Origin of the sequence: Duganella dendranthematis, assembly GCF_012849375.1 — a bacterium.
In the GTDB taxonomy this organism is placed as follows: domain Bacteria; phylum Pseudomonadota; class Gammaproteobacteria; order Burkholderiales; family Burkholderiaceae_D; genus Rugamonas; species Rugamonas dendranthematis.
Window position 1 is genome coordinate 3,638,016 of sequence record NZ_CP051684.1, and the last position, 25,050, is coordinate 3,663,065.

26 protein-coding genes are annotated in these 25,050 nt (G+C 61.9%); 12 read left to right on the plus strand and 14 right to left on the minus strand.

Annotated features, from left to right (window positions below; genetic code table 11):
- Nucleotides 1-65: 65 nt before the first annotated feature.
- The 3 genes from HH213_RS16610 to HH213_RS16620 are packed head-to-tail and all read left to right on the plus strand — an operon-like array spanning nt 66 to nt 4,047.
- Nucleotides 66-1,763, plus strand: coding sequence for a bifunctional metallophosphatase/5'-nucleotidase (locus HH213_RS16610; RefSeq protein WP_169112943.1), 1,698 nt, complete (start codon nt 66-68; stop codon nt 1,761-1,763).
- Nucleotides 1,763-2,986 (plus strand): phospholipase D-like domain-containing protein, encoded by a 1,224-nt coding sequence (locus HH213_RS16615; protein ID WP_169115223.1) that lies wholly within the window; start codon nt 1,763-1,765, stop codon nt 2,984-2,986. The genes HH213_RS16610 and HH213_RS16615 overlap by 1 nt, the downstream gene beginning before the upstream one ends.
- On the plus strand, nt 2,983-4,047 hold the full coding sequence (locus tag HH213_RS16620) for a S1/P1 nuclease (protein ID WP_169112944.1): 1,065 nt from the start codon (nt 2,983-2,985) through the stop codon (nt 4,045-4,047). Before HH213_RS16615 ends, HH213_RS16620 begins: the two co-directional genes overlap by 4 nt.
- Nucleotides 4,048-4,085: 38 nt before the next feature.
- Here the strand turns inward: HH213_RS16620 and HH213_RS16625 are convergent, their stop codons facing one another.
- A complete protein-coding gene (locus HH213_RS16625; RefSeq protein ID WP_229263031.1) occupies nt 4,086-4,847 on the minus strand; it encodes a transporter substrate-binding domain-containing protein in 762 nt (253 codons plus the stop codon).
- Nucleotides 4,787-4,996: a hypothetical protein gene (locus HH213_RS30175; protein ID WP_229263032.1), complete on the minus strand. Its 210-nt coding sequence runs from the start codon at nt 4,994-4,996 to the stop codon at nt 4,787-4,789. Before HH213_RS30175 ends, HH213_RS16625 begins: the two co-directional genes overlap by 61 nt.
- A gap of 64 nt (nt 4,997-5,060) precedes the next feature.
- Here HH213_RS30175 and HH213_RS16630 point away from each other — a divergent pair, with 64 nt between their 5' ends.
- Nucleotides 5,061-5,432, plus strand: a complete 372-nt coding sequence (locus tag HH213_RS16630) for a c-type cytochrome (protein ID WP_110847216.1) — start codon at nt 5,061-5,063, stop codon at nt 5,430-5,432.
- Here the strand turns inward: HH213_RS16630 and HH213_RS16635 are convergent.
- Complete coding sequence (locus tag HH213_RS16635) at nt 5,422-6,177, minus strand: DeoR/GlpR family DNA-binding transcription regulator (RefSeq protein WP_169112945.1); 756 nt, start codon at nt 6,175-6,177, stop codon at nt 5,422-5,424. The genes HH213_RS16630 and HH213_RS16635 overlap by 11 nt on opposite strands.
- Nucleotides 6,178-6,246: 69 nt before the next feature.
- On the opposite strand from HH213_RS16635, the gene HH213_RS16640 reads away from it, so the two are divergent.
- The gene (locus HH213_RS16640) at nt 6,247-6,828 is read left to right on the plus strand and encodes an NUDIX domain-containing protein (RefSeq protein WP_169112946.1); all 582 of its coding nucleotides are present in this window, start codon (nt 6,247-6,249) and stop codon (nt 6,826-6,828) included.
- Here HH213_RS16640 and HH213_RS16645 read toward each other — a convergent pair.
- From HH213_RS16645 to HH213_RS16660, 4 genes are all read right to left on the minus strand, one after another.
- Nucleotides 6,825-7,796, minus strand: a complete 972-nt coding sequence (locus HH213_RS16645; protein WP_110847213.1) for an ABC transporter permease — start codon at nt 7,794-7,796, stop codon at nt 6,825-6,827. The two genes, HH213_RS16640 and HH213_RS16645, sit on opposite strands and share 4 nt — an antisense overlap.
- 7 nt (nt 7,797-7,803) lie before the next feature.
- A complete protein-coding gene (locus HH213_RS16650; protein ID WP_371875675.1) occupies nt 7,804-8,877 on the minus strand; it encodes an ABC transporter permease in 1,074 nt (357 codons plus the stop codon).
- On the minus strand, nt 8,874-10,403 hold the full coding sequence (locus HH213_RS16655) for an ABC transporter ATP-binding protein (RefSeq protein ID WP_161043617.1): 1,530 nt from the start codon (nt 10,401-10,403) through the stop codon (nt 8,874-8,876). Before HH213_RS16655 ends, HH213_RS16650 begins: the two co-directional genes overlap by 4 nt.
- A gap of 76 nt (nt 10,404-10,479) precedes the next feature.
- Entirely contained in the window at nt 10,480-11,475 is a 996-nt protein-coding gene (locus HH213_RS16660) for a BMP family lipoprotein (RefSeq protein ID WP_110847210.1), read from the minus strand.
- Nucleotides 11,476-11,948: 473 nt separating this feature from the next.
- On the opposite strand from HH213_RS16660, the gene HH213_RS16665 reads away from it, so the two are divergent.
- Genes HH213_RS16665 through pcp form a run of 4 tightly spaced genes read left to right on the plus strand, consistent with a single transcriptional unit; the run spans nt 11,949 to nt 16,652 of the window.
- The gene (locus HH213_RS16665; protein WP_110847209.1) at nt 11,949-14,270 is read left to right on the plus strand and encodes a TonB-dependent receptor; all 2,322 of its coding nucleotides are present in this window, start codon (nt 11,949-11,951) and stop codon (nt 14,268-14,270) included.
- A gap of 47 nt (nt 14,271-14,317) precedes the next feature.
- Complete coding sequence (locus HH213_RS16670; RefSeq protein WP_169112947.1) at nt 14,318-15,007, plus strand: DUF969 domain-containing protein; 690 nt, start codon at nt 14,318-14,320, stop codon at nt 15,005-15,007.
- Nucleotides 15,004-15,960, plus strand: coding sequence for a DUF979 domain-containing protein (locus tag HH213_RS16675; RefSeq protein ID WP_169112948.1), 957 nt, complete (start codon nt 15,004-15,006; stop codon nt 15,958-15,960). Before HH213_RS16670 ends, HH213_RS16675 begins: the two co-directional genes overlap by 4 nt.
- Before the next feature lie 41 nt (nt 15,961-16,001).
- Nucleotides 16,002-16,652, plus strand: a complete 651-nt coding sequence (pcp, locus tag HH213_RS16680) for a pyroglutamyl-peptidase I (RefSeq protein WP_110847206.1) — start codon at nt 16,002-16,004, stop codon at nt 16,650-16,652.
- 22 nt (nt 16,653-16,674) lie between these two features.
- On the opposite strand, the gene HH213_RS16685 is transcribed toward pcp, so the two are convergent.
- From HH213_RS16685 to HH213_RS16715, 7 genes are all read right to left on the minus strand, one after another.
- Complete coding sequence (locus tag HH213_RS16685; protein ID WP_217363443.1) at nt 16,675-17,136, minus strand: PIN domain-containing protein; 462 nt, start codon at nt 17,134-17,136, stop codon at nt 16,675-16,677.
- Nucleotides 17,130-17,351 carry a hypothetical protein gene (locus HH213_RS16690; RefSeq protein ID WP_110889084.1) on the minus strand — a complete coding sequence of 74 codons (222 nt, stop codon included), beginning with the start codon at nt 17,349-17,351 and terminating at the stop codon, nt 17,130-17,132. Before HH213_RS16690 ends, HH213_RS16685 begins: the two co-directional genes overlap by 7 nt.
- 103 nt (nt 17,352-17,454) lie before the next feature.
- On the minus strand, nt 17,455-18,216 hold the full coding sequence (locus HH213_RS16695; protein ID WP_169112949.1) for an alpha/beta hydrolase: 762 nt from the start codon (nt 18,214-18,216) through the stop codon (nt 17,455-17,457).
- 74 nt (nt 18,217-18,290) lie between these two features.
- Entirely contained in the window at nt 18,291-18,809 is a 519-nt protein-coding gene (locus HH213_RS16700) for a GNAT family N-acetyltransferase (RefSeq protein WP_169112950.1), read from the minus strand.
- 2 nt (nt 18,810-18,811) lie between these two features.
- Nucleotides 18,812-19,720: a LysR family transcriptional regulator gene (locus HH213_RS16705; RefSeq protein WP_110847203.1), complete on the minus strand. Its 909-nt coding sequence runs from the start codon at nt 19,718-19,720 to the stop codon at nt 18,812-18,814.
- 18 nt (nt 19,721-19,738) lie between these two features.
- Nucleotides 19,739-20,653 (minus strand): pseudouridine-5'-phosphate glycosidase, encoded by a 915-nt coding sequence (locus HH213_RS16710; protein WP_169112951.1) that lies wholly within the window; start codon nt 20,651-20,653, stop codon nt 19,739-19,741.
- Between the two features lie 4 nt (nt 20,654-20,657).
- Entirely contained in the window at nt 20,658-21,788 is a 1,131-nt protein-coding gene (locus HH213_RS16715; RefSeq protein WP_169112952.1) for a carbohydrate kinase, read from the minus strand.
- Between the two features lie 214 nt (nt 21,789-22,002).
- Between HH213_RS16715 and xapA the strand changes: the two genes are divergently transcribed.
- Genes xapA through deoC form a run of 3 tightly spaced genes read left to right on the plus strand, consistent with a single transcriptional unit; the run spans nt 22,003 to nt 25,047 of the window.
- Nucleotides 22,003-22,842: a xanthosine phosphorylase gene (xapA, locus tag HH213_RS16720; RefSeq protein WP_169112953.1), complete on the plus strand. Its 840-nt coding sequence runs from the start codon at nt 22,003-22,005 to the stop codon at nt 22,840-22,842.
- Nucleotides 22,843-22,894: 52 nt separating this feature from the next.
- Entirely contained in the window at nt 22,895-24,088 is a 1,194-nt protein-coding gene (locus HH213_RS16725) for a phosphopentomutase (RefSeq protein WP_110847200.1), read from the plus strand.
- Entirely contained in the window at nt 24,085-25,047 is a 963-nt protein-coding gene (deoC, locus tag HH213_RS16730) for a deoxyribose-phosphate aldolase (protein WP_169112954.1), read from the plus strand. Before HH213_RS16725 ends, deoC begins: the two co-directional genes overlap by 4 nt.
- The last annotated feature ends 3 nt before the right edge of the window (nt 25,048-25,050 follow it).

Here is a 25,050-nt window from a genome sequence, read left to right on the forward strand (position 1 = left end):
TTCTTTGTATCCGCAATGTTTCCATACTGCTGGCGGAACCTTGAATACGCTATGCTGCACACCTTATGAAAACACATACCTCTACCCTCATCACCGCGGCCTTGCTGGCCGCGTTGGCCGGCTGCGCATGGCGCCAGCCGCTGCCACCGGGCGTGACCGAAGTTCAACTGGTGGCGCTGAATGATTTCCACGGCAATCTGGAAGCCAGCAAATACGTCTGGGACAGCGCCGCTGGCGGCGGCGAGCGCACCATCCAGGCCGGCGGCATCGACACGCTGGGCGCGGCGCTGCAAGCCTGGCGCAAGGACGATCCGGAACTGATGGTGGTCGGCGCCGGTGACCTGATCGGCGCCAGCCCGGCCATCTCGTCGATGTGGGCCGACGAGCCGACCATCGGCGCCATGAATCTGCTCGGCCTGCGCGTGACGTCGGTCGGCAACCATGAATTCGACCAGGGCCGCATTGAGCTGCTGCGCCAGCAGCAGGGCGGCTGCACCTCGCCGCGCGCCGACAAGGCGTGCAAATTCGACGGTCCATATCAAGGCGCGCAGTTCCAGTATCTGGCCGCCAATGTGATCGACATGCGCACCCGCAAGCCGGTGCTGCCGGCGTATAAGATCGAGACCGTGCATGGCGTGAAGGTCGGCTTCATCGGCACCGTGCTGCGCGCGACCGCCGAGTCGGCGCTGGCCTCGGGTATCGCCGGTCTGGAGTTCGTCGACGAAGCGGACGCCATCAACCGCCAGCTGCCGGAACTGCGCAAGCAGGGCGTGGGCGTGTTCGTGGTGCTGATCCACCAGGGCGGCCGCACCACCGACAAATTTGACCAGCAGGATTGCAGCAATCTGAAAGGACCGATCGTCGATGTGGTCAAGCGCCTCGATCCGGCGATTCGTCTGGTGATCAGCGGTCACTCGCACCAGGGCTATCTGTGCAAGGTGGATGGCCGGCTGGTGACGCAGTCCGATATGGGCGGCCATGTGCTGGGCCGCATCACGCTGCAAGTGGACACCGCAACCAACACCGTGCGCGAGGTCAGCGCCAGGCAGGAGGTGATGGTGCCGGGCACGTGGCCGGCCGATCCAGCGCTGACGGCATACCTGAACAAGGCGCGCGAGCAAAGCGCTGCCGCGCTGGCGCGTCCGGTGGCGGTCATCGCCGTGCCGAGCGTAAAACGCGCCAAGGATCACGTCGAGGAGTCCGCGCTGGGCGATCTGGTGGCCGATTCGATGCTTGCGGCGGGCCGTCCGTACGGCGCGCAGATCGCGCTGCAGAATCCGGGCGGCATTCGCCAGGATCTGGAGACGGTAGCCGGCAACCGCGTCACGCTGGGCAAGGCGATGGCGGTTCTGCCATTCGGTAATACGCTGGTGGCGATGAACCTGCGCGGGTCGCAGATTATCGAACTGCTGGAAGAGCAGTGGCTGGAGGACCGCGACGCCAAGCGCGGCTTGCTGCAACTGTCGGAAGGCTTTACCTATCAATGGGACGCCAGCAAGCCGGAAGGCAGCAAGATCGTGCCGGGCACCGTGAAGCTGAATGGCGCCAAGCTGGAGATGGACACCTCGTACCGGGTGGTGACCAATAACTTCCTGGCCGAAGGCGGCGACGGCTTCCCGGCCTTCAAGAACGGCAGCAACCGCGCGCCGACCAGCATTCGCGACATCGACGCGCTGACCCAGTATCTGGCCAGGCGTGAACAGGATGGCAAACCAGCCGGCGCTGCGGCGCCGCTCAAGCGTTACGTACAAAAGGAACAATGATGCGTCGACTTTTACTTTCCGCCCTGGTTGCGGCCAGCGTGCTGGCTGCGCCGGCCCGCGCGGAGTTTTCGATTCCCGGCTTTGAACTGGTGCAGACCGCGCCGGTGGAAACGCCGCTGCATAGCGATGACTTGCGCAATCCGGCGCAGGTGTGGAGCGAGCTGTTTGATCACGCCAAGAGCGAAATCGTCATCGGCCAGTTCTACGCCGTCATCAAGCCGGGCAGCGTGTTTGAAAAAGTGGTGGAGCATCTTGAAGCCGCCGGCAAGCGCGGCGTTAAGATCCGCTTCCTGCTGGATCAAAAAGGCGTGGGCCTGTCGGAGAAGCCGACCATTGAGCGCCTGAAGGCGATTCCGAATATGGACTTCCGCATCCTGGACGTGAATAAGCTGACCGGCAACGGCATCATTCACGCCAAGTACCTGGTAGTGGATGGCGCGACCGCTTACATCGGCAGCCAGAATTTCGACTGGCGCTCGTTTGAGCACATCCACGAAACCGGCTTGCGCATCACCGATCCGAAGGTTGTGGCGCAAGTACAGGCGATCTTTAACCAGGACTGGAATGCGCAGGCGCTGATCTCGCAAGGCAAGCCAGTGCCGGTGTTGAATGCGACGCCGGTGGCGCCGAACATTCATCAAGACACCTTCCTGCTGGCTAGCCCGCAGCAATACAACCCGGCGGGCGTCGGCAATTCCGAGGCCGGCCTGCCGGCGCTGCTGGCGGAAGCGAAAAGCGAAGTGCGCATCCAGTTGCTGGACTACGCGCCGTTGAGCTACGGCCCGAAAGGCACGCGTCCTTATTATGCGGTGATCGACAACGCGGTGCGTTCGGCGGCCAATCGCGGCGTCAAGATCAAGCTGATGGTCTCCAACTGGAACCTGGAAAATCCGGCGCAGGTGTACCTGAAAAGCCTGGCGATCCTGCCGAACGTGGAAATCCGCGTGGTGACGCTGCCGGTGGCGTCGACCGGTTTTATTCCGTTCGCGCGCGTCATCCACAGCAAGACCATGGTGATCGATAACCAGATCGCCTGGGTCGGCACCAGCAACTGGAGCGGCGGCTACATGGACTTGTCGCGCAATCTGGAAGTGGTGATGCGGAATGAGAAAATGGCGCAGCGCCTGGCCGCGCTGCATGAGCAGACCTGGTCGTCGTCGTACGCGCAAGCGCTCGACATCAACAAACAATATCCAAAGCCAGCGAAAGGCAGTCCCGAATGAAAAAGCTTGCATGCATACTGGCGCTCAGCAGCGCCTTCGTCTCCGTCAACGCCCACGCGTGGGGCAATGACGGCCACCGCGCGGTTGGCGCGATTGCCGATCAGCTGATCGTCGGCAGCAACGCCGAGAAGCAGGTACAAGCCTTGCTGCTGCCGGGCGAGAGCCTGGCCAAGGTGGCGTCGTGGGCCGACTGCGTCAAGGGTACTTACTGCGGCCCGCAAACGGAGGAGATGGTGGCTTACACCACCGCCAATCCGAAGCACAGCGAATACCACTACACCGACGTGCCGTTCCAGCTGTCGCACTATCAAGACCACGGCGTCGGCACCACCGACCATGATATCGTGCAGACGCTGAAGCAGTGCATCGCCGTACTGCAAGGGAAGGGCAATGCGACCACCAACCCGCACAACTTCACGCCGCGCCAGGCGCTGTTGATGCTGACCCATCTGACCGGCGATATCGCGCAGCCGCTGCATGTGGGCGAGGGCTACGTCGGCAAGAACGGCGGCTTCGTGCTGCCGACGCAGAAGCAGCTAGACGACAAGGAAGCCTTTGCCACGCAGGGCGGCAATAATCTTCAGCTGGATGATATCAAGCTGACGGCGAACAGCACGCAGCAGATTCCTGCCGCGCCGGTGGATGACAGCAAGCCTGCACCTGCTACGCCTGCGCGTCCGCCGCAGACCACGCGCGCGTTCCATTCGTACTGGGACACCACGGTGGTCAACTACGCTTTCCGCCGCATTGGTGCGCGCACGCCGGAGCAGTTCGCCCAGATGGTCATCGCCGGCAATCCGGTGGTGTCGCCAAACAGCGGCGATCCCGTGACGTGGCCGTATGAGTGGGCCGATCAGACGCTGGTGGTGGCCAAGCTGGCGTATGCCGACGTGGTGCCGGGTCCGATGGCGCAGCAGACCAGCAAGAACGGTGATGTCTACAACGTGTGGCCGCTGGCGATTCCGGACAACTATCCGGTGCCATCGTCGGCCGCCGCTAAGGCGCAGCTGATCCAGGGTGGCTACCATCTGGCCGCCGTGCTGAAAGCTATCTGGCCGTAACCCGTCGCTCCCGCCTGCGCGGGAATGACGGCGTTGGTTTATTTGCCTTTAACGGGATCGAACCAGAGTTCGCCGCGCGACAACGGCGTCTCTGGTGGCAGGTGCGGATTTTTAATGTGCAGCACGCGCCGCTTCGTCAGCCCGCCCGCCTTGATGCTCTCGCCCTTGAACTGCTGGAACAGGGTGTTGAGCGAACCATCCTTGATCATCATCTCCATGCCGTCGCTGATGCGCTGCGCCAGCAGCTTGCCTTCGGCGTCGCGCCGCGTGAAAAAGTACAGCGGCAGCGGATACTGTAGCAGCAAGGCCGGCTCCATCGCCATGTCCGGATAGCTCGGGCGGCGTTCGATATATTCGCGTTGCGCTTCGTCGATGCCGCGTGAGAACCAGTCGAAGCGCCCGGCCGACAGCATCGCAAACAGTCCCCTATAGCTGGTGCCTTCCACCACGGTGAAGCCGGCGTTGCGCAGGATCGGCACATCGACCCAATCCCTGCCTTGCCCCACGCGGAGCTGGCGCAGATCGTCCAGCGTGTGCACGGCCGCGAAACGCGGCAGGTCGGCAGAGCGCACCAGGAAAATACGGTAGCCCAGCAGGCCCTTATCGATGGGCAGGCGCACCGGTATGTATTGCCGCTCCAGCTCCGGCGACGTCGCGCGTGCGAGGACGTTGATGCGGCCACCTGGCGTCAGCAGCTCTTGCGCCACGCGCTGCGGCGACATCGCCTGGGTCGACTGCTTCAGTTCAAACGGCCATAGCGCGGCGTGGTCTTTTGCAGCGCCACGCGCAGCACCGCCCAATCGTATTCGTAACGACTATCCGCATCGTCAAGGCTGGTCAGCGGATACACCACTTCCGTCACCGCGCCACATGCACCGGCCGCCAGCCACAAAGCAGCTACCCATAGGTACGATGCATTGCGCTTTTGGGGACGTGAAGGCTGGTTCATCCTCGAAGTGTGACATTGTGGCGCATTACCGGCAAGCGCTGCCGTCGCGGTGCATAATAATGGCATGAACCGATTTATTTTTATTGCATTGTTATTTGCGCTGCCCCTCGCCGGCGCCGCGCCGGTGGGCAATCCGAAGAGTGGCGCGTTGCTGTTTCAGCGTTGCGCTTCTTGTCACGCGGTGGGGCCGTTTGCCAGTGGCGGCTATGGGCCGCAGCTGAATGGCATCGTGGGCCGGCGCGCGGCCTCGACCAAGGATTACAAGTATTCGGACGCGATGAAGAAGTCCGGGCTGACGTGGGACGAAAAAACGCTGACCGCCTATCTGCGCGCGCCGCACGATGTGGTGCCCGGAACCAGCATGCGCTTCTGGGGCATCAAGGACGAACAGCAGCTGGCCGATGTGATGGCATATCTGAAGACCTTCAAGCCTTGATGACGTCGATGTCCAGGCTGCGGTAGCGTGCCAGCAGCGCCTCCGGCGCGTCGTCGTTGACCACGATGGCGCTGACCTGCGACAGCGGCGCGATCTGGTAGGGGGAGGCGGTGTCCAGCTTTTCCGGCGACGCCAGCACCACGGTGCGCTGCGCCATATTGCTGATGGCGCGCTTGACGCCCGCCTCATCGAAATCGCCGGTACTGATGCCGCTCTCCGGATGCACGCTGCACACGCCCATGAAGTAGATATCGGTGCGGATCTGCGCAATGGCCTCCAGCGCCGATGGTCCCATCGCCACAATCGAGTGCTTGAACAGGCGGCCACCGATCAGGATCACTTCAATCAACGGATGTTCTGCCAGTTCCACCGCCACCGACGGACTATGCGTCACCACCGTGCATTGCATATCCCGTGGCAGTGCGCGCGCCAGTTGCACGGCGGTGGTGCCGCCATCGATGAACACTACTTGTCCCGGCGCGATCATGGCCGCAGCGGCGCGCGCGATGGCCGGCTTGGCGTCGCTGGAAATCCGCTGCCGTTCGGCGAAATTGCCCATCGCTGGCGAGGCCGGCAGCGCGCCGCCATGCACGCGTTGCAGCAGGCCTTCGCTGGCCAGATCGCGCAGGTCGCGGCGGATGGTGTCTTCCGATAGTCCCAATTCCTCGCTCAGTGATTTTGCGACGATCTGCCCATCCTGGCGCAGACGGGCGAGCAGCAGTTCTTTACGGTGGCGTGTCAGCATATGCGTGAAATTTCTTGATGTTGCACGATATTGCATGATATCGTAAAAATACGCAACCAGGAGATCGCCATGCCCGAAGACCGTATCCGCATCCATCAGGTAGAAACCCTGTCCGACGACTGGTTCCTGCTGAAGAAGACCACCTTTGACTACCGCCGCCGCGACGGCAGCTGGCAGCGCCAGACGCGCGAAACCTATGACCGCGGCAACGGCGCCACCATCCTGCTGTACAACCGCGCGCAGCGCACGGTGCTGCTGGTGCGCCAGTTCCGCTTTCCCACTTACGGTAATGGACACGACGGTTTTCTGATCGAGACGGCGGCCGGCCTGCTGGACCATGCCAGTCCGGAGGAGCGCATCAAAGCAGAGGTGGAAGAGGAAACCGGCTACCGCGTCAGCGAGGTGCGCAAGGTGTTCGAAGCCTTCATGAGTCCCGGTTCGGTGACCGAGCGGCTGTACTTCTTCGTTGGCGAATACGATGCGGCGTCACGCACCGGCGACGGCGGCGGTATTGCGGAGGAGGGTGAGGATATCGAAGTGCTGGAGTTGCCGATGGCGGAGGCCCTGGTGATGGTCGCCGACGGCCGGATCGCCGACGGCAAAACCATCATGCTGCTGCAATACGCAGCCTTACATTTACTGGCCGCTTAGCGCGACTTGACGAACGGTGAGCCCAGCGCTTTCGGCGCCACCGACTTGGCCATCAGGCCGGCCAGCACGATCACGGTCAGCACGTACGGCACCATCTGGATCATGGCGCCCGGCAGGCGGCCGATGACTGGCAGCTCCACGCCTTCGATCTGGATCTGCACCGCGCCGAAGAAGCCGAACATCAGGCAGCCGAGGAAGGTGTACAGCGGACGCCAGTTACCGAACACCATGGCGGTCAGCGCCAGGTAACCGGCGCCGGCCGACATATCGCGCAGGAAGAAGCCACTCTGCACGATCGACAGATAGGCGCCCGAGAACGAGCACAGGAAACCGGCGATCAGCATCGCCATGTAGCGCTGGCGCTCGACGTTGACGCCGGCCGCGTCGGCCGCATGCGGGTTCTCGCCGCAGGCGCGCAGGCGCAGGCCGAAGCGGCTGTGATACACGACCCAGTGCACCAGCGGCACCAGCGCAAACGCCAGGTACACCAGCACCGAGTGGCCGCCGATCAGATGGGCGTAGAACCAGCCGAGGAAGGGGATGTGTTCCACCGCGGCGGAGCCGGGCAGCACCACGTCGAACAGGCGCGCCGAGCCCAGGTCCGGCGTGCGGCCGCCTTGCTGGAAGAAGTACTGCGCCACCACAAAGGTCAGGCCGCTCATGGCGATGTTGATGGCGATGCCGGCCACCAGTTGGTTGCCCTTCTGGGTGATGGCGATGTAAGCCTGCAGGCTGGCCAGCAGCATCGACACCACGATCCCGGCCATCACGCCGTACCATGGATTCTGCGTGGCGAAACCGACGGCGGCCGAGACGAAGGCCGAGGCCAGAATCTTGCCTTCCAGGCCGATGTCGATCACGCCCGAGCGTTCGGCGAACAGGCCGGCCATGCCGGCGAAAATCAGCACCGGCGCATTGCGCACGGTCGATACCAGGATACTGCCGATATGGAGGTCGTCAAAAGTCATATCGTTCTCACTTCTTCAGTTTGAGCATTTTGGCGATGGCCGGCGCGTACAGGTTTTCCATCGCGCCGCAGAACAGGATGATCAGGCCTTGCACCAGGATCACCATCTCTGGCGGGATGTTCTGCTTTTCCAGCGACAGGTCGAAACCGCCCTGCGTCAGCGCGCCAAACAGGACTGCCGACAGGAAGATGCCGACCGGATGCTGGCGGCCCATCAGCGCAATCGCGATGCCGATGAAGCCCGCGCCGCCGACGAAGTTCAGCGACAGGTAGTGGGTCGAGCCCATGATGGAGTTGACCGAACCCAGGCCGGCCAGCGCGCCAGAGATCAGCATGACGATGATGATCATCTTGCTGATGCGGATGCCGGCGTAGTGGGCGGCGTGTTTGTTCAGGCCCGTGGCGCGCAGCTTGAAGCCCCACGAGGAACGCGACACCACCACGCCATAAATCACCAGCGCGATGATGGCCAGGAAGAAGCTGATGTTGAGCGGCGTCTCGCCGAGGATCGGGAACCACTGGTTCAGGCGCGGCATCTCGGCGGCGGCGGCAAACGCGCGGCTGGCCGGATTCTGCTCACCGGCCGGCACCAGCTTGACGATGATGGTGTTCATCAAGGCGCCGGCGATGTAGTTGAACATGATGGTGGTGACCACCACGTGGCTGCCGCGTTTCGCTTGCAGATAGCCGGGCACAAAGGCCCACAGCGCGCCAAACAGCGCGGCGCCCAGCATGCCGATCGGGATCAGCAACCAGGCCGACAGCGAACTGTCGAAGGTCAGCATGGCCAGCGTCAGGCCAAGGCCTGCGAAGTACATCTGGCCTTCGGCGCCGATGTTGAACAGGCCCGCTTCCATGGCGATCGACACGGCCAGGCCGGTGAAGATGAAGGTCGAGGCGTAGAACAGCGTGTAGCTCAAGCCTTCCGGATTGACCACGGCGCTGTTGACCAGGATCGCCAGCGATTCGGTCGGGCTCTCGCCCAGCAGGTGGATGACCAGTGCCGTCACCAACAGTGCCGACAGCAGGTTCAAAAGGGGCATTACAAAGCCGGTTGCCCAGCGTGGCAGGTCTTTATTCATGATTTGTGTTCGCCCCCCATCAGCAGGCCGATGCGGGTAGTGTCGAATTCTTCAATTTTCAGTTCGCCGGTGATGCGGCCGCCGCACATGACCAGAATACGGTCCGCCAGCGCGCGCACTTCTTCCAGCTCCACGGAGACCAGCAGGATCGCCACGCCTTCGTCGCGCAGCTTGAGCAGCTGCGCATGGATGCTTTCGATGGTGCCGATGTCCACGCCGCGCGTCGGCTGGCCGACCAGCATCAGCTTCGGCTGCGCCAGCACTTCGCGCGCGATCACCACCTTCTGCTGATTGCCGCCGGAGAGCAGGCCGATACGCAGGTCGTGGTTATTTGGACGGACGTCGAAGCTCTTCATCAAGGCGTCGCAGCGGGCCGCGATGGCTTTGAAGTTGAGCAGGCCCCACTTGTTTTTCAGCTTATCCTGATAGCCGAGGATGGTGTTGTGCATGACCGAGAAGGCCTTCACCACGCCGTCGCGCAGGCGGTCTTCCGGCACGTGGGCGATGCCCAGTTCGCGGAAGGTGCGCGGCAGGCCGTCCGGATCGGAGCGGCCATTGAACGGCAGGTCCTTGCCCAGGAAGGCCAGCTTGCCGGAAGTCGGCACGCGCATGCCGGCCAGGATTTCCATCAATTCGCTCTGGCCGTTGCCGGAGACGCCGGCAATCGCCACGATCTCGCCGGCGCGCAGCGTGAAGCCGATATCGGCCAGCAGCTTGACGTCCTGGTCGTCGCGCAGTTGCAGGTTCTCGACGTGCAGCACCGGCGCGCCAGGGTTGTACGGCGCGCGCGGCAGGTTGTTTTCGATCGGACGGCCGACCATCATATTGGCCAGCGCTTCCTTGGTGGTGCCGGCGGTCGGCACGGCGCCAATCACGCGGCCACCGCGCATCACGGTCACGGTGTCGGTGATGTCCAGGATCTCCTGCAGCTTGTGGGTGATCAGGATGATGGTCTTGCCCTGTTCCTTGAACAGGCGCAGGATCTCGAACAGCGACGCGGTTTCCTGCGCGGTCAGCACGGCGGTCGGTTCGTCCAGGATCAGGATGCTGGCGCTGCGGTAGATCTGCTTGAGGATCTCGACCCGCTGCTGCGCACCGACCGACAGGTCGTGGATGGTGGCCAGCGGATCGACGTCGAGGCGGTAGCGGGCGCAGATTTCGCGCAGTTCCGCTTCCACGCTGGCGCGCTTGGCCTTGAGCCGCACGCCGCCTTCGCTGCCCAGCATCACGTTATCGAGCACGGTCATGTTCTCGACCAGCATGAAGTGCTGGTGCACCATGCCGATGCCGAGGGCAATCGCCTCCTGGCTGTTGTGGATGCGACGCGCCTGGCCATCGAGCAGGATTTCCCCGCCGTCGGCGCGGTAATATCCGTACAGGATGCTCATCAGGGTCGATTTGCCGGCGCCGTTCTCGCCCACCAGGCCATGGATGGAACCCTTGGCGATGGTGAAGTTGACGTCCGTGTTCGCTTTGACTGCTCCGAAATGCTTGGAGATGCCGCGAAATTCTACTGCTGGCTGCATAGGATCGTTTTTTATCTAAGTAAAACGCGCCGCGCGGGGTAATTCCCCGGCGGCGCGTTTAATGTTCAAACAGGTTTTAGACTGGGCAGGCAGTGCCCGAGCGGATGTCGATGACCTTGATCTTGCCATCGATAATATCCTTGCGCGCACCCAGCACGCGCTTTTCGATTTCCGGCGTGATCAGCTTGCGGTTGTTCTCGTCCAGCGCCCAATCGACGCCGCCTTCCTTGATGCCCTTGGCGGTGACGCCGGCCTTCCAGGTGCCGTTCTTCATCTGCATGAAGGAATCGTAGACGGCGTTGTCGACGCGTTTGACCATCGAGGTCAGGATCGAGCCAGGGTACAGGCTGTTCTGGTTGGAATCGACGCCGATCGCCAGCTTGCCTTTTTCCTTGGCGGTTTGCAGCGTGCCCAGGCCCGAACCGCCGGCCACGGCAAACACTACGTCGACGCCGCGGTCGAACTGCGAACGCGCCAATTCGCCGCCCTTGGCCGGGTTGTTCCACGAATCCGAGGAGGTGCCGACCATGTTCGAGGTCACGTCCACCTTGGGATTGACGGCTTTCGCGCCTTGCGCGTAGCCGCAGGCAAAGGTGCGGATCAGCGGGATATCGACACCGCCGATGAAGCCCAGTTTCTTGGATTTGGAAGCCATGGCCGCAGCCACACCCACCAGGTACGAACCTTCTTCTTCCTTGAAGGTGATGGAGTTGACGTTGGCGCCTGGCGCCACACCGTCGATCAGCACGAAACGGACTTTCGGGAATTCTTTGGCGACCTTTTGCACGGCCGCCTGCTGGGCGAAGCCGATCGAGGCGATCAGGTCGAGGTTTTTGCGGGCGAGGCCGCGCAGTACCTGTTCAGCCTGGGTATCGCTGGAGGCTTGCACCTCGATGAAATTGATGTTGGTCTCTTTTTTGAAGCGCGTGGCGCCTTCGAAAGCGGACTGATTGAACGACTTGTCGAACTTGCCGCCTGCGTCATACACGATGCCCAGTTTTGGGTCAGCCGCGGACGCGCTGGCAGCGATAAACAGTGCTGCAACCGTCAAACTAAGTTGTGAAAGTTTCATGAATAGGCTCCTGGAAGAACGGTATTGTATATTTTTATTGGCCGTTAGATGCAAATCGCGGTCGGTTTATTCCTCTAAATCCCTGATTCCACGCAGTAAGTGCTAGCAACTTGCTAAAAGCTTGTCAGATTGGCAGTATGGTGCTTTCATGTCGCACCGCAACAACAGCCGTCACCAAATTAAATATTTTTATATTGTTGCTTTTTTGTCCGTCTGGAAAAAACAAACGGGCCCGGCAGATCGTTGTCCATCACCTTGTTTCATAGAGCAAGCCGCTATTTGCCCTGCGCTGCGGTCAATTTCCCACTATGCATCAGCCCGAATATGTACGACAAATTCATTTTTTCTTGGTTATTTATTCAAAATAGATATGAATCAAGTCATACAAAAGGTACGTTTCTTGCATTTTTTTCCGTGCTAGCATGTTTTGTAATTAACAAATACCACAACGACATAACAGGGAGCAGGACACAATGAGCAAACAAGGTTTCGCAGTGCGATCGATGATCGCCCTGGCCATCGCCAGCGCTTTTCCGCTGCAATCGGCCCTGGCCACCGAAGTAACGGCAGCCGCTGAGGGACAGGACACTCCGGTCGCCGGCGCCACGCCGTCCACCGCCAACCAGCTGGAAACGGTGATCGTGACCGCCCAGCGCCGCGCGGAAAACATCAAGGACGTGCCGATGTCGATCGCCACCATCAAGGGCGACAAGCTGGACGCGGTGACCGCCGGCGCCGGCGACATCCGCGTGCTGTCCGGCCGCACGCCGTCGCTCAACATCGAGTCCGACTACGGCCGCGCCTTCCCGCGTTTCTACATCCGCGGCCTGGGCAATACCGACTTCGACCTGAACGCTTCGCAGCCGGTTGGCTACGTGATGGACGACATCGTCCAGGAAAACGCCATGCTGAAGGGCTTCCCGATCTTCGATACCGACCAGGTCGAGGTGCTGCGCGGCCCGCAGGGCACGCTGTTCGGCCGTAACTCGCCGGCCGGTGTGATCAAGTTCGACTCGGCCAAGCCGGTCTTCAAGCAGGAAGGCTATGTCACGCTGGGCATCGGCAACTACTCGGCCAAGAATGCGGAAGGCGCGTTCAACTTCCCGGTCAGCGACACCGTGGCGCTGCGCTTCTCCGGCACCAGCCAGCACCGCGACGACCGCGTGCACAACACCAATCCGACCGCCGGCAAGGGTACCCAGGACTTTGAAGGCTACGGCGATAACGCCTTCCGCCTGCAGGCGCTGGTCAAGCCGAACCAGGACTTCGACGCGCTGTTCAACTACCACCAGCGTAACTATCACGGCAGCGCCACGCTGTTCCGCGCCAACATCATCAAGCAGGGCACCAACGATATCGTCGACGGCTTCGACTATGGTTCCTACCCGACCGACGGCGTCAACTACCAGAAACTGGAAACCAAGGGCGGCAGCATCCGCCTGAAATACAACCTGGGCGACATCACCTACCACTCGATCACCGGCTATGAAAAGCTGAACTTCAACAGCCGCGCCGACGTCGATGGCGGCTATGGCGCCGTGTTCGCGCCGCCGTATGGTCCCGGCCGCATTCCGTTCCCAGTCGAAACGGCCGACTTGCTGCCTAACCATAAGCAGTTCACCCAAGAGCTGCGCGCCGAGTCCAATTACAAGGGCCCGCTGCAATGGATCGGCGGCCTGTTCTACTTCAACGAATCGATCCAGATCGACAGTATCGCCTTCGATTCGCTGTCGCCAGGCAATCCGCAAAGCCCGGCGTACTCGCGCCAGTTCCAGAAATCGAAATCGTGGGCAGCCTTCGGCTCGCTGAACTACGCTGTCTCCGACAAGCTGAAAGTGCGCGGCGGCCTGCGCTACACGGACGACAAGAAGGACTTCTTCGCCTCGCGCACCGACTTCGACGCCACCAACACGCTGGTGACCGTGCCGAACACGCTGAACAGCAAGACCCACAACGTCAGCTGGGACCTGAGCGGCACCTATGAGCTGGACAAGAACACCAACCTGTTCGCGCGCGCCGCCACTGGCTACCGCGCCCCGTCGATGCAGGGTCGCCTGAGCGCGCTGACCGACGTGCCGACCCAGGCCGGCGCCGAGAAAGCGCTGTCGTTTGAAGCCGGCGTCAAGCAGGACCTGTTCGACCGCCGCGCCCGCCTGAGTGCGGCTGTGTTCCAGTACCGCGTGAAAGACAAGCAGCTGACCGCCGGTAGCGGCACCGTCAACATGAACCGCCTGATCAACGCCGACAAAGTCACCGGCCAGGGTATCGAGCTCGATCTGCAAGCCAACCTGGGCTACGGCTTCAGCGGCTCGGCCGGTTACAGCTTCAACGATACCGAGATCAAGGACAAGAACGTGCGCGTGCAGTACTGCGGCAACGTCGCCAACAACGCCGGCCTCGGTTGCACCCCGACCAATGCCCCAGCGCCTGGCTTCCCTGGCTACTCGCTGATCGACGGCAATGACCTGCCGCGCGCGCCGCGTCACCAGGCCAACTTCACGCTGAAGTACAGCACCGAAGTGGCGAATGGCGAACTGTATGCGCTGACCGACTGGACTTACCGCAGCAAGTACAACTTCTTCCTGTACACCGCCACCGAGTACACCGCCAAGCCGCTGACCGAAGGCGGCCTGCGCGTGGGCTACAAGTGGGGCGATGGCAAGTATGAAGTGGCAGCCTTCGGCCGCAACATCACCAACAAGATCGTACTGCTGAGCGCAATTGAGTTCGACAACCTGACCGGGATGCTGAACGAGCCGCGCACCTACGGTGCGACCTTCAAGGTCAACTTCTAAGGTTAGAATCCCCGCTCCGTGCGGGGATTTTTCTTTGGGAGCCAGGTGTGAATCAGACTGTCGTTAATTTGTGGCCGCTGCTGGGCGTGGCCGTCATCATCGCCGGCTTCGTGCTGCGCGCGCATCCGGTGCTGGTGGTAATCGCCGCTTGCTTTGTCACCGGCTTTGCCGCCGCCATGCCGGTCGAGCAGTTGCTGGCCACGCTGGGCGCGGCCTTCGTCAAGACGCGCAACCTGCCGATGATTTTGCTGCTGCCGATTGCCGCCATCGGCCTGCTGGAGCGGCATGGCTTGAAGGAGCATGCGCAGGCATCGATCGCGCGCATCAAGTCCGCCACCACCGGCCGGCTGCTGATTGCGTATCTGGCGATCCGTGAACTGGCGGCCGCCTTCGGCCTGACCAGCATCGGCGGCCATCCCAATATGGTGCGGCCGCTGATCGCGCCGATGGCGGAAGGCGCCGCCGAGGTGCGTTATCCGAATGTGACGATGGAGATGCGCTACCGCATCCGCGCCATGGCCGCCGCCACCGACAACGTCGGCCTGTTCTTCGGCGAGGATATCTTCGTCGCCTTCGGCGCGATTGTGCTGATGCAGACCATCCTGCGCGGCGAAGGGCTGGAAGTCGATCCGCTGCACATGGCGCTATGGGGCATCCCGACCGCCATCTGCGCCTTCATCATCCATTCGTGGCGGCTGTACCGTCTGGACCGGTATCTGGCACGGAGCGCGGCATGATACTCAAGGTCGAATACTTCTACTATGTGCTGGGGGCGATGCTGCTGATGGTGGCCTGGATGGCGCTACGCGACCGGCATAATCCGCGCCGTTACAACAGCGCCTTGTTCTGGGCCTTGTACGCGGTGGTCTACCTGGCCGGCGAACAGCTGCCGCCGGTGACGGCGGGACTGATGATGGTGGCGATGGCGCTGATTGCCGGTTTCGGCGGCGTCACGCTGGGCCGCTACGGCGAACGCACGGCGGAACAACGGCGCGATAGCGCGCAGCGCCTCGGCCACAAGCTGCTGATACCGGCGCTGCTGATTCCACTGACCACCGTGATCGGCTCGACGCTGTTCAAGGATGTGAAGTGGGATGGCCTGTTCCTGCTCGATCCGAAGAACATCACGCTGGTCAGCCTGGGTTGCGGCTCGCTGTTCGCGGTGGCCACGGCCTGCTGGCTGACGCGCTCCACGCCCTTGCAGGCGATGCGCGAATCGCGCCGGCTGATCGATCATTTGGGCTGGGCGGTGGTGCTGCCGCACATGCTGGCGGTGCTTGGGCTATTGTTCACCGACGCAGGCATGGGCAAGGCGGTGGCGCACGTGGTCACGTCGTACATCAATATGGACGTGCGGCTGGTGGCGGTGGCGGTGTACTGCATCGGCATGGCGCTGTTCACCATCATCATGGGCAATGGCTTTGCGGCGTTTCCGGTGATGGCGGGGGGCGTGGGGATTCCGGTGCTGGTCGGCGTGTATCACGCCAATCCGGCGGTGATGGCGGCGATCGGCATGTTCAGCGCTTATTGCGGCACCTTGATGACGCCGATGGCGGCCAATTTCAACATCGTTCCCGCTGCGCTGCTGGAGCTGCCGGATAAAAACGCCGTGGTCAAAATGCAGGTGCCGACGGCGTTGCCGTTATTGTTAGTGAATGTAGCACTGCTTTATTTTTTGATGAATCTGTGAGAGTCTTCCGGGTTAGATACAGGATTCTCGGAGTAGTCAAGATGAAAAAGATAATATTGTTAACTGGCTTTGAGCCATTTAACAAGGAGACCATTAACCCGTCCTGGGAAGCAGTGCGGCAGCTGGATGGCTGGCACGAGGGCGAGTTTGTGGTCCATGCGCGGCAGCTGCCATGCGTCTTTGGTCGCGCGCTGAAGGCGGTGCACCAGGCGGTGGAAGAACTGCAGCCGAGTATCGTGATCTCGGTGGGGCAGGCGGGCGGGCGGGTGGATATTTCGGTGGAGCGCATCGCCATCAATATCGACGATGCGCCGTATGCGGACAACCAGCAGCGGCAACTGATTGACCAGCCGATTGTGAATGGCGGTCCGGCGGCTTACTTCTCCACCTTGCCGATCAAGGCCATCGTGCACGAATTGCGCGAAGCGGGGCTGCCGGCATCGGTATCGCAATCGGCCGGCACCTTTGTGTGCAACCACGTGTTCTATGGGCTGATGCACCAGGCGCACGAGTGGGGCACCACCATGCGCGCAGGCTTCATACATATTCCGTATCTGCCGCAGCAGGCGGCCCGCCATCCCGGCACCGCCAGCATGAAACTGGAAGACGTCGTGGAAGGCCTGCGCATCGCCGTCCGCACCACACTCGCCCACACAGTCGATGTGCGCGAGGCGGGCGGCTTGACGCACTAAGACTGCGGTTTGTAGAAGAGATTCATTCGGGCGCGTCTGCAACATCAGACGCGATCCAGCCTGTGATGTTGCTGTTGTCGTCCTTCTGATACTTTAGCTTGTAAGGGACGCGTAGCTGGCTTGGTTCGAAGTCGGCTGGATTGCGCGTGATCACCACGCGGCCAAGTACTTTGGCTGTAGCGCCGATAATCGCGTCGGGCGCCTTGATCTTGCGCTTGGGCGTTCTAGCGAGGCCGGCTGAACGAATAGTTACTGCTGTCGCCATGATGGCGTCGTCCGGGTGTACAACCTGGACGTTCAGCATTTTCAAGAACGTTTCGAACTTTAAGGTGTCGGCCTGGGTCTTGCACCCGACCATTACCTCCATCCAGGTAAGCGAGCTGATAGCGAAGTCGGAAAAATATCCGAGTTCTACCTTAGCCTTCGGCACGCCATTCATCAAGTCGATGAGAATATTCGTTTCAACAAGTACCTTGGTCACCATTCCTTGCGTATCTCCTGCTGAAAGGCGAGGCCGTCTTTTGGCACGTCATCACGATCTTTCCACATGCCAAAGACCAAGTCGAGCGCCTGCATGCGCTTTTCTTGATTGGCATTGTTTGGGACGTGCAGGGCAGCTGCTGCGTTTGGGCTGTCGGCAATGGTTTGAGCTGCAATTTTTCGCAACTTTCGCTTCGGGATTTTGGCAGGAATGCTCATATGAGCCTCACTAAAATTGATGCGCTTATGGTGAACACAATACCATGCCTACACACCATATGCCTGCTGCGCGTACCCTTTGCGCAGCAGGCTTCTCGGGCTTTTAGTTGTTGCCGGTAACGCCCGCAGCTTGTTCGATCACTTTGGCTACTTCGGCTGGGTGGACGATGAAGGTCGCGTGGCTGCCATTGATTTCGGTGATTTTGCTGCCGGCGCGTTTGGCCATGAAGCGTTCCAGGTCTGGATTGACCGTGCGGTCAGCCGTCGATACGATAGCCCAGCTCGGCTTGGTTTTCCAGGCGGCCTGGGTGATCGGCGCGGCGGCGGTTTGGACTGCCGGCAGGACTTGTGCGCGGGCCATGAAGTTGGCTTGCGCGGCCGGCAGGTCGGCGGCGAAGTCGGCGTGGAACAGGGCGTGGTCGAAGTACAGCTGGCCGTCGGCCGTGGCTTTGACGCCTTCGCTTGCAGGCGGCGTTTTTTTGACCAGCGTCAGCAGGCTTTCGCCGGCGTCCGGCGCGAATGCGGCGACATAGACCAGGCCTTTGACTTTGGCGTTGTTGCCGGCTTCGGTAATAACCACACCGCCATAGCTATGGCCGACCAGGATGCTGTCGCCATCCAGCGCGTTGACGATGCTGTTGGTGGCTTTGACGTCTTCGGCCAGCGAGGTTTCCGGTTGCTGCACCACGGCGACGTTGAAACCGTCACGGGTCAGGATGTCGGCCACACCCTGCCAGCCGGAACCATCGGCGAAGAAGCCGTGGACCAGGACGATGTTCTTGACCGGTGCCGCCATGGCGGCGGGAGCGGCGATGGTTGCGGAAGTCAGGGCGAGGGCTGCTGCGATGCGGGTCATGGTGTTCATGTTGATTCTCCAAAGTTGGTTAAGTGAGACCAGTGTATGGAGATCAATCAGGGCGAAGAAGGCGTGTTGTTATCCTATGAGTGCCACTCATAGGCAGTTACGGCGTACACCGTAGTATCGGTGTTGTACCACCGCTCGACGCCGCGATAGGTCATGCCCAGCCGCCGCATGATTTTTTCCGAATTGGTATTCTGCACGTGGCAGACGGCCACCAGTTGCTGGCTCTTCAACGTATCGAAGGCGAAGCTGGCCATCGCTTGCGCGGCTTCCTTCGCGTAGCCCTTGCCTTGCGCATCGGGAATCAGGCGCCAGCCAAGTTCCAGCGGGTTGTCAGGATTGCGTTCGATATGCTGGATGCACCCGGCGCCAATCAGCCGCCCGGAATCGCGCTCAATGAACGCCCACCACGAATAACCCAGCGTGGCCCACGCGGCCTTGACCCTGGCGATGAAGGCCGTGGTTTCTTCCGGCGTCTCCGGCCTGCCGGTGATGTAGCGCATGACTTGCGGGTCGCTGTTGAGCGCTCGCAGGCCATCGTAGTGCTGGTCGTCGAAGGGCTGCAATTCCAGCCGGGCGGTGGACAGAACGGTCATGTTTAAGTCTCCCGCGACGGCGGATTGAGGATGTTCAGGAAAGCCCGCACTACCGGCGCATCATCGGTGGTGGTGTAGGTGATGTACAGGTTGGCCGAGGGCGGATTGCTGCGGATCGGCACGAACACCACGCCCGGCCAGCCGATGCGGCTGGTGGTCTCCGGCATCAGCGCCACGCCCAGTCCCGCGCCGACCATGGCCAGCAGCGTTTGCGGTTCGGACGCCTCCTGGAAAATCGTCGGCTGGAAGCCGGCCTTCACGCAGCACTGGATCAGATAGCGCGGGAAGGCCGACTTGTCCAGGGCCAGCGTCAGCATCGGCTGGTCGGCGATGTCCATCAACTCGATCGCATCCTGCTTGGCCAATGGGTGATGCTCGTTGAGCGCCACGCACACGTCTTCGCGGAAGCACAGTTCCTGGCGCAGGTTGTCGTTTCTCAGTCCATCCTCATCCAGCCTGGGCTCGCGCCAGAAGCCGACGTCGATCTGCTTGGCGCGCAGCGCGTCGTATTGCAGCGTTGGCCCCAGTTCGTGCAGGGTCCACGTCACGCGCGGGAACTTGGTCTGGAATTCTTCCAGCAGGCTGGGAATCGGTCCCCACATCGCAGAACCGACGATGCCCACCCGCAGCCGGCCCACTTCACCGCGGTCGATCTGGCGGATGGTATCGATGGTCATGCGCATCTTGGCCAGCAGCTCGGCCGCTTCGTTCATCAGCGCCTTGCCGGCCACCGTCAGTTCAAAGGTGCGGGTGGTGCGGGCGAACAGTTTGACGCCCAGTTCACTCTCCAGCTTCATGATCTGCTGGCTCAATGGCGGCTGCGAGATGTGCAGGCGCTCAGCGGCGCGGCTGAAACTCTTTTCTTCAGCGACGGCGAGAAAATACTTGAGTTGTTTCAGATCGATGGACATGGCGGCGCCTGATGTCGGCTAGTGTGGGGACTGCATGGCCACCGCCAGCGCGGCGCCGCAACGGGCGTTGTTCTTCACCAGCGCGATGTTGGTCACCAGGCTGCGGCCTTCGGTCAGCGCCTTGATGCGCGCCAGCAGGAACGGCGTAACGTTCTTGCCGGTGACGCCTTGCTGATCCGCCTCTTGCAAGGCCTGTTCGGTGATGCGGTCGATTTCTTCTTTCGGCATCGCCTCGGCGGCCGGCACCGGATTGCTGACGACGACGCCGCCCTTCAGGCCCAGCGCCCACTTGGTGGCGATGAAGGCCGCCTGCTCGTCCGGCGTATCGAGCTGGAAGTCGGCATTGAAGCCGCTCTCGCGGGTGAAGAATGCCGGGAAGCCGCGCTGACCGACGCTCACCACCGGCACGCCGTGGGTTTCCAGGTACTCCAGCGTTAAGCCGATGTCGAGGATGGATTTGACGCCGGCGCATACCACCGCCACCGACGTCTGCGCCAGTTCCTGCAGGTCGGCGGAAATGTCAAAGCTGGTCTCCGCGCCACGGTGCACGCCGCCGATGCCGCCGGTGACGAATACCTGGATGCCGGCCAGTTCGGCGCAGATCATGGTGGCGGCCACGGTGGTGGCACCCAGTTTGGATTGCGACAATACGTAGGGCAGGTCGCGGCGGCTCACTTTGATGGCGTCGCCGGCGGTGCCCAGCAACTCCAGCTGCTCGTCCGACAGGCCGACACAGATTTTGCCGCCGATGATGGCGATGGTGGCCGGCACGGCGCCGCCGTCGCGGATGATCTGTTCCACTTCACGCGCCATCTGCACGTTTTGCGGATACGGCATGCCGTGCGAGATGATGGTCGATTCCAGCGCGACGATCGGTTTGCCGGCGGCGCGGGCGGCAGCCACTTCCGGCGAGAACAGCAGGTATTGGTGCATGGCTTTATCCTTTACTTGGGAACAGCGGAGCGCTGAGATCAAAATCATGTATTTCGTCGAGGATGTCGGCGGCCAGCACCGGCGACACGGTCTCCGGGCTTTCCAGCGTCATGGCGGCGACTTTCAGGCCGCGGCGGCAGGCCAGCGTCAGATCGTCGCTGCCTTGGTACAGCGACCAGCAGACGGCGGCCGAAAACGCATCGCCGGCGCCGGTGACGTCCACCACCTCCACCTGGTGCGCGGCCAGCCACACCAGCTCATTGCCACGCGTGTGATACACACCCTGGCTGCCGCAGGTGACGATGACGTCCCTGGCGCCTTGCGCGCACACTTCATTGCACGCGGCGCGCACGTCCGCCTCGGTCGGCAAGGCGCGGCCGACGCGGGTATCCAGCTCGCCGCGATTCAGGATCAGCAGCCGCAGGCCGCCCAGGTCCGCCGGCAGCCGGGCCATCTTCGGCTGCGAGACGGCAACTATCACCAGGGGCACGTTGTCGGTGCGCGCACTTTCCAGGAGCGCTGTGATGCTGTCGGCAGGCAGGTTGAGATCGGCCACGGTCATGGCGGCGGCTGAGCGTTGGGGCAGGCGGCTGGCCAGGAAGGCCGGCGTGATGCGGTCGTACAGTGCCATGTCGGCCAGGGCCAGCACCAGTTCGCCCTTGTCGTCGAGGATGGCAGTGTAGGTGCCGGTGGCGACGTCCTGCAGTTTGAGGCTGCCACGGGTATCGATACCAGCCGCATCCGCGTGGTCTTGCAGGTTGCGGCCGGCGCTGTCGTCGCCGACGGCGGTCAGCAGCGCCACCGGCAGGTTCAGACGGGCCAGGTTTTCGGCAATGTTGCGCGCCACGCCGCCGTAGACTTCCTCGGCGGTGGCGGGATTGGAGGTGCCCAGCTGCATTGTTTCAATGGTGCGCAGCTTGCGGTCCAGGTTGGCGGCGCCGATGCACATCACCGGACGCTTGTCCGGCAGTACGTAGGCGCGGCCGAGCAGGCGGCGTTCGCGGATCAGGCCGGCGATATGGCCGGCCACGGCGGAACGCGACAGGCGCAGTTCCACCGCCAGGTCCTGCTGGGAGATGAAGGGGTTGGCGCGGATCAGCTGGTAGAGCTGTTCCTTCTTCGAGATGTCGGTCACGGTAGTGGCCCTGTTAAACAATTGTCTTGAATGGTAAACATTAGTTTGAATCGAGTCAATCGCGCGTCCACGGCTAAGTTTCGCTTGGTTTATAATACCCGCGATTTATATCACTTTTATATAAATAGCTAAGAAAAATGGTATTTGCCATACATATGCACGATGATGCATAGTGCCAGCTTCCCCAGCCACATCAAAAAATTCGAGGATTTCCATGTCTAATAACTCCCCATTCCAGGCAGCCGACATCATTCGCGCCCGTCTTCCAGAAGGCTTCAAGCCGCGCGTTGCGATGATTCTCGGTTCCGGCCTCGGTGTGCTGGCGGAACAGATGACCGACGCGGTCACCATCGGCTACGACGAACTGCCGGGCTTCCCGATCTCCACCGTGCACGGCCACGCCGGCGAACTGGTGATCGGCACCTTGTCGGGCGTGTCGGTGGTGTGCATGAAGGGCCGCGGCCACGTCTACGAAGGCTACGGCCTGGGCGTGATGACCAGCGCCGTGCGCACCATGAAGCTGCTGGGCTGCGAAATGCTGTTCGTGACCAACGCCGCAGGTTCGCTGCGTACCGAAGTGGACGCCGGCGCGCTGGTCGCGCTGACCGACCATATCAACTACCTGCCGGGCACCCCGATGATGGGCCCGAACGATGAGCGCTTCGGTCCACGTTTCTTCAGCATGGCCAACGCCTACGATGCGGAGCTGCGCGCGCTGCTGCACACCTCGGCCAAAGAGAAAAACGTCACGCTGCATGAAGGCGTGTACATCGCCTACGCCGGTCCTAACTTTGAAACGCCTGCGGAAATCCGCGCGTTCAAGACGCTGGGTGCGGACGTGGTCGGCATGTCGGTGGTGCCGGAAGTGGTGTCGGCCCGTCATTGCGGCCTGAAAGTGGTGGGCGTGTCGGCCATCACCAACCTGGCCGAAGGCCTGTCGCCGTTCCCGCTGTCGCATGACCAGACCTTGAAATATGCAGCGATCGCAGCGACGTCGCTGATTGAAGTGATCCTGGGCTTCCTGGGCAATGTGGCGAAAACGCCGCAAGCTTAAGAATCCGACAGGGGCGGCGCGGTCCGCCCCTTTTTGCTTTTAGGAGTTCATTATGAAACGCGCATTTATCCTGCTGCTCGATTCGTTTGGTCTGGGCGCCACGCCCGACGCGGCGAAGTACAACGACGTCGGCGCCAATACCTTCGGCCACATCGCGGCCAGCGTCGCCAAAAGCGGCAAGCCGATGTCGCTGCCGACCATGGAAAAACTGGGCCTGACCGCCGCCGCCCATCTGGCCAGCGGCGAGTGGGCCACCGGCTTTACGCAACGCGAAGGCTTCACCGCCGCCTATGGCGCCGCGCGCGAGCGTTCGACCGGCAAGGACACCCAGTCCGGCCACTGGGAAATCGCCGGCGTGCCGGTGGAATTCGACTGGGGCTACTTCCCGAAAACCGTGCCGTCGTTCCCGGCCGAGCTGACCGCCAAGCTGCAGGAGCTGACCGGCGTACCGGGCTTCCTCGGTGACTGCCACGCCTCGGGCACGGAGATCATCAACAAGCACGGTGACGAGCATGTCGCCACCGGCAAGCCGATTATTTACACCTCCGCCGACTCGGTGCTGCAAATCGCCGCGCACGAAGAATCGTTTGGCCTGGAGCGTTTGTACGAAGTGTGCGAGATCGCCTTTAAACTGGTTGAGCCGTACAACATCGGCCGCGTGATCGCCCGTCCATTCACCGGCGCCAACGGCAATTACACCCGCACCACCAACCGTCACGACTACGCGGTGGCACCGCCGGCGCCGACGCTGCTGGACCACGTCAAGAACGACGGCGGCGAAGTGATCGCGCTGGGCAAAATCAGCGACATCTTCGCCACGCAAGGCGTTTCGCGCCTGGTCAAGGGCAAGGACAATATGGCGCTGTTCGACGCGCTGCTGAAAGTGGCCGACGAAGCCGGCGACAAGTCGCTGACGTTCGTGAATTTCGTCGACTTCGACCAGGCCTTCGGCCATCGCCGCGATGTCAACGGCTACTCGAATGCGCTGCACGAGATGGACGCGCGTCTGCCGGAGTTCATCGCCAAGCTGCAACCGGACGATCTGGTGGTGATCACCGCCGACCATGGCTGCGATCCAACCTGGCCAGGCTCCGACCACACCCGTGAACACATCCCGATGATTTTCTTCGGCCCGAATGTGAAAGCGCAGTCGCTGGGCATTTCCGAAACCTTCTCCGATATCGGCCAGACCCTGGCCCATCACCTCGGCGTCAAACCACTCGCAAACGGAACCAATCTGTTATGAGCATCATTACCGATTTCAAACGCAATGAAGCCGTCCCGCTGGACCTGGGCTGGATCAATCACATCCACGTGAACAAGAGCGCCGCCGACCGCCGCGCCGCCAGCCTGGCCAACCGCCGCACGGTGAAGAAGGAATACCAGGCCGCCTGGCTGGTCAAGGCCATCGGCCTGATCGACCTGACCACGCTGTCCGGCGACGATACGCCGGGCCGCGTTGAACGCCTGTGCCGTAAGGCGCTGCGTCCACTGCGCGCCGACCTGGTGGAAGCACTGGGCCTGCAAGACGTCAAGCTGGCCACCGGCGCCGTCTGCGTGTACCACGAGATGATCAAGCCTGCGGTGGAAGTGCTGCAAGGGCGTCTGCCCATCGCCGCAGTGTCGACCGGCTTTCCGGCCGGCCTGACCAGCATGGAAACCAAGGTGCGCGAGATCGAACTGTCGGTCGCCGCCGGCGCTTCCGAGATCGACATCGTCATCACCCGTCAGCACGTTTTGACCGGCAACTGGCAAGCGCTGTACGACGAGATGCTGGCTTACCGCAAAGCGTGCGGCGAAGCGCACGTCAAGGCGATTCTGGCGACCGGTGAACTGGTCACGCTGGAAAACGTCGCCAAGGCGTCGTGGGTGTGCATGATGGCTGGCGCGGACTTTATCAAGACCTCGACCGGCAAGGAGCCGGTCAACGCCACGATCCCGGTGTCGCTGACGATGGTGCGCGCAATTCGCGAATACCACGAGCAGACCGGCTTCAAGATCGGCTACAAGCCGGCGGGCGGCGTCGGCACGGCCAAGGCCGCGCTGCAGTACCTGACCCTGATGAAGGAAGAACTGGGCAACGAGTGGCTGGAGCCGCACCTGTTCCGCATCGGCGCTTCCAGCCTGCTGACCGACATCGAGCGTCAGCTGGAGCACTACGTGACCGGTAACTACTCGGCCGCACACCGCCACGCGCAACCTTAATTA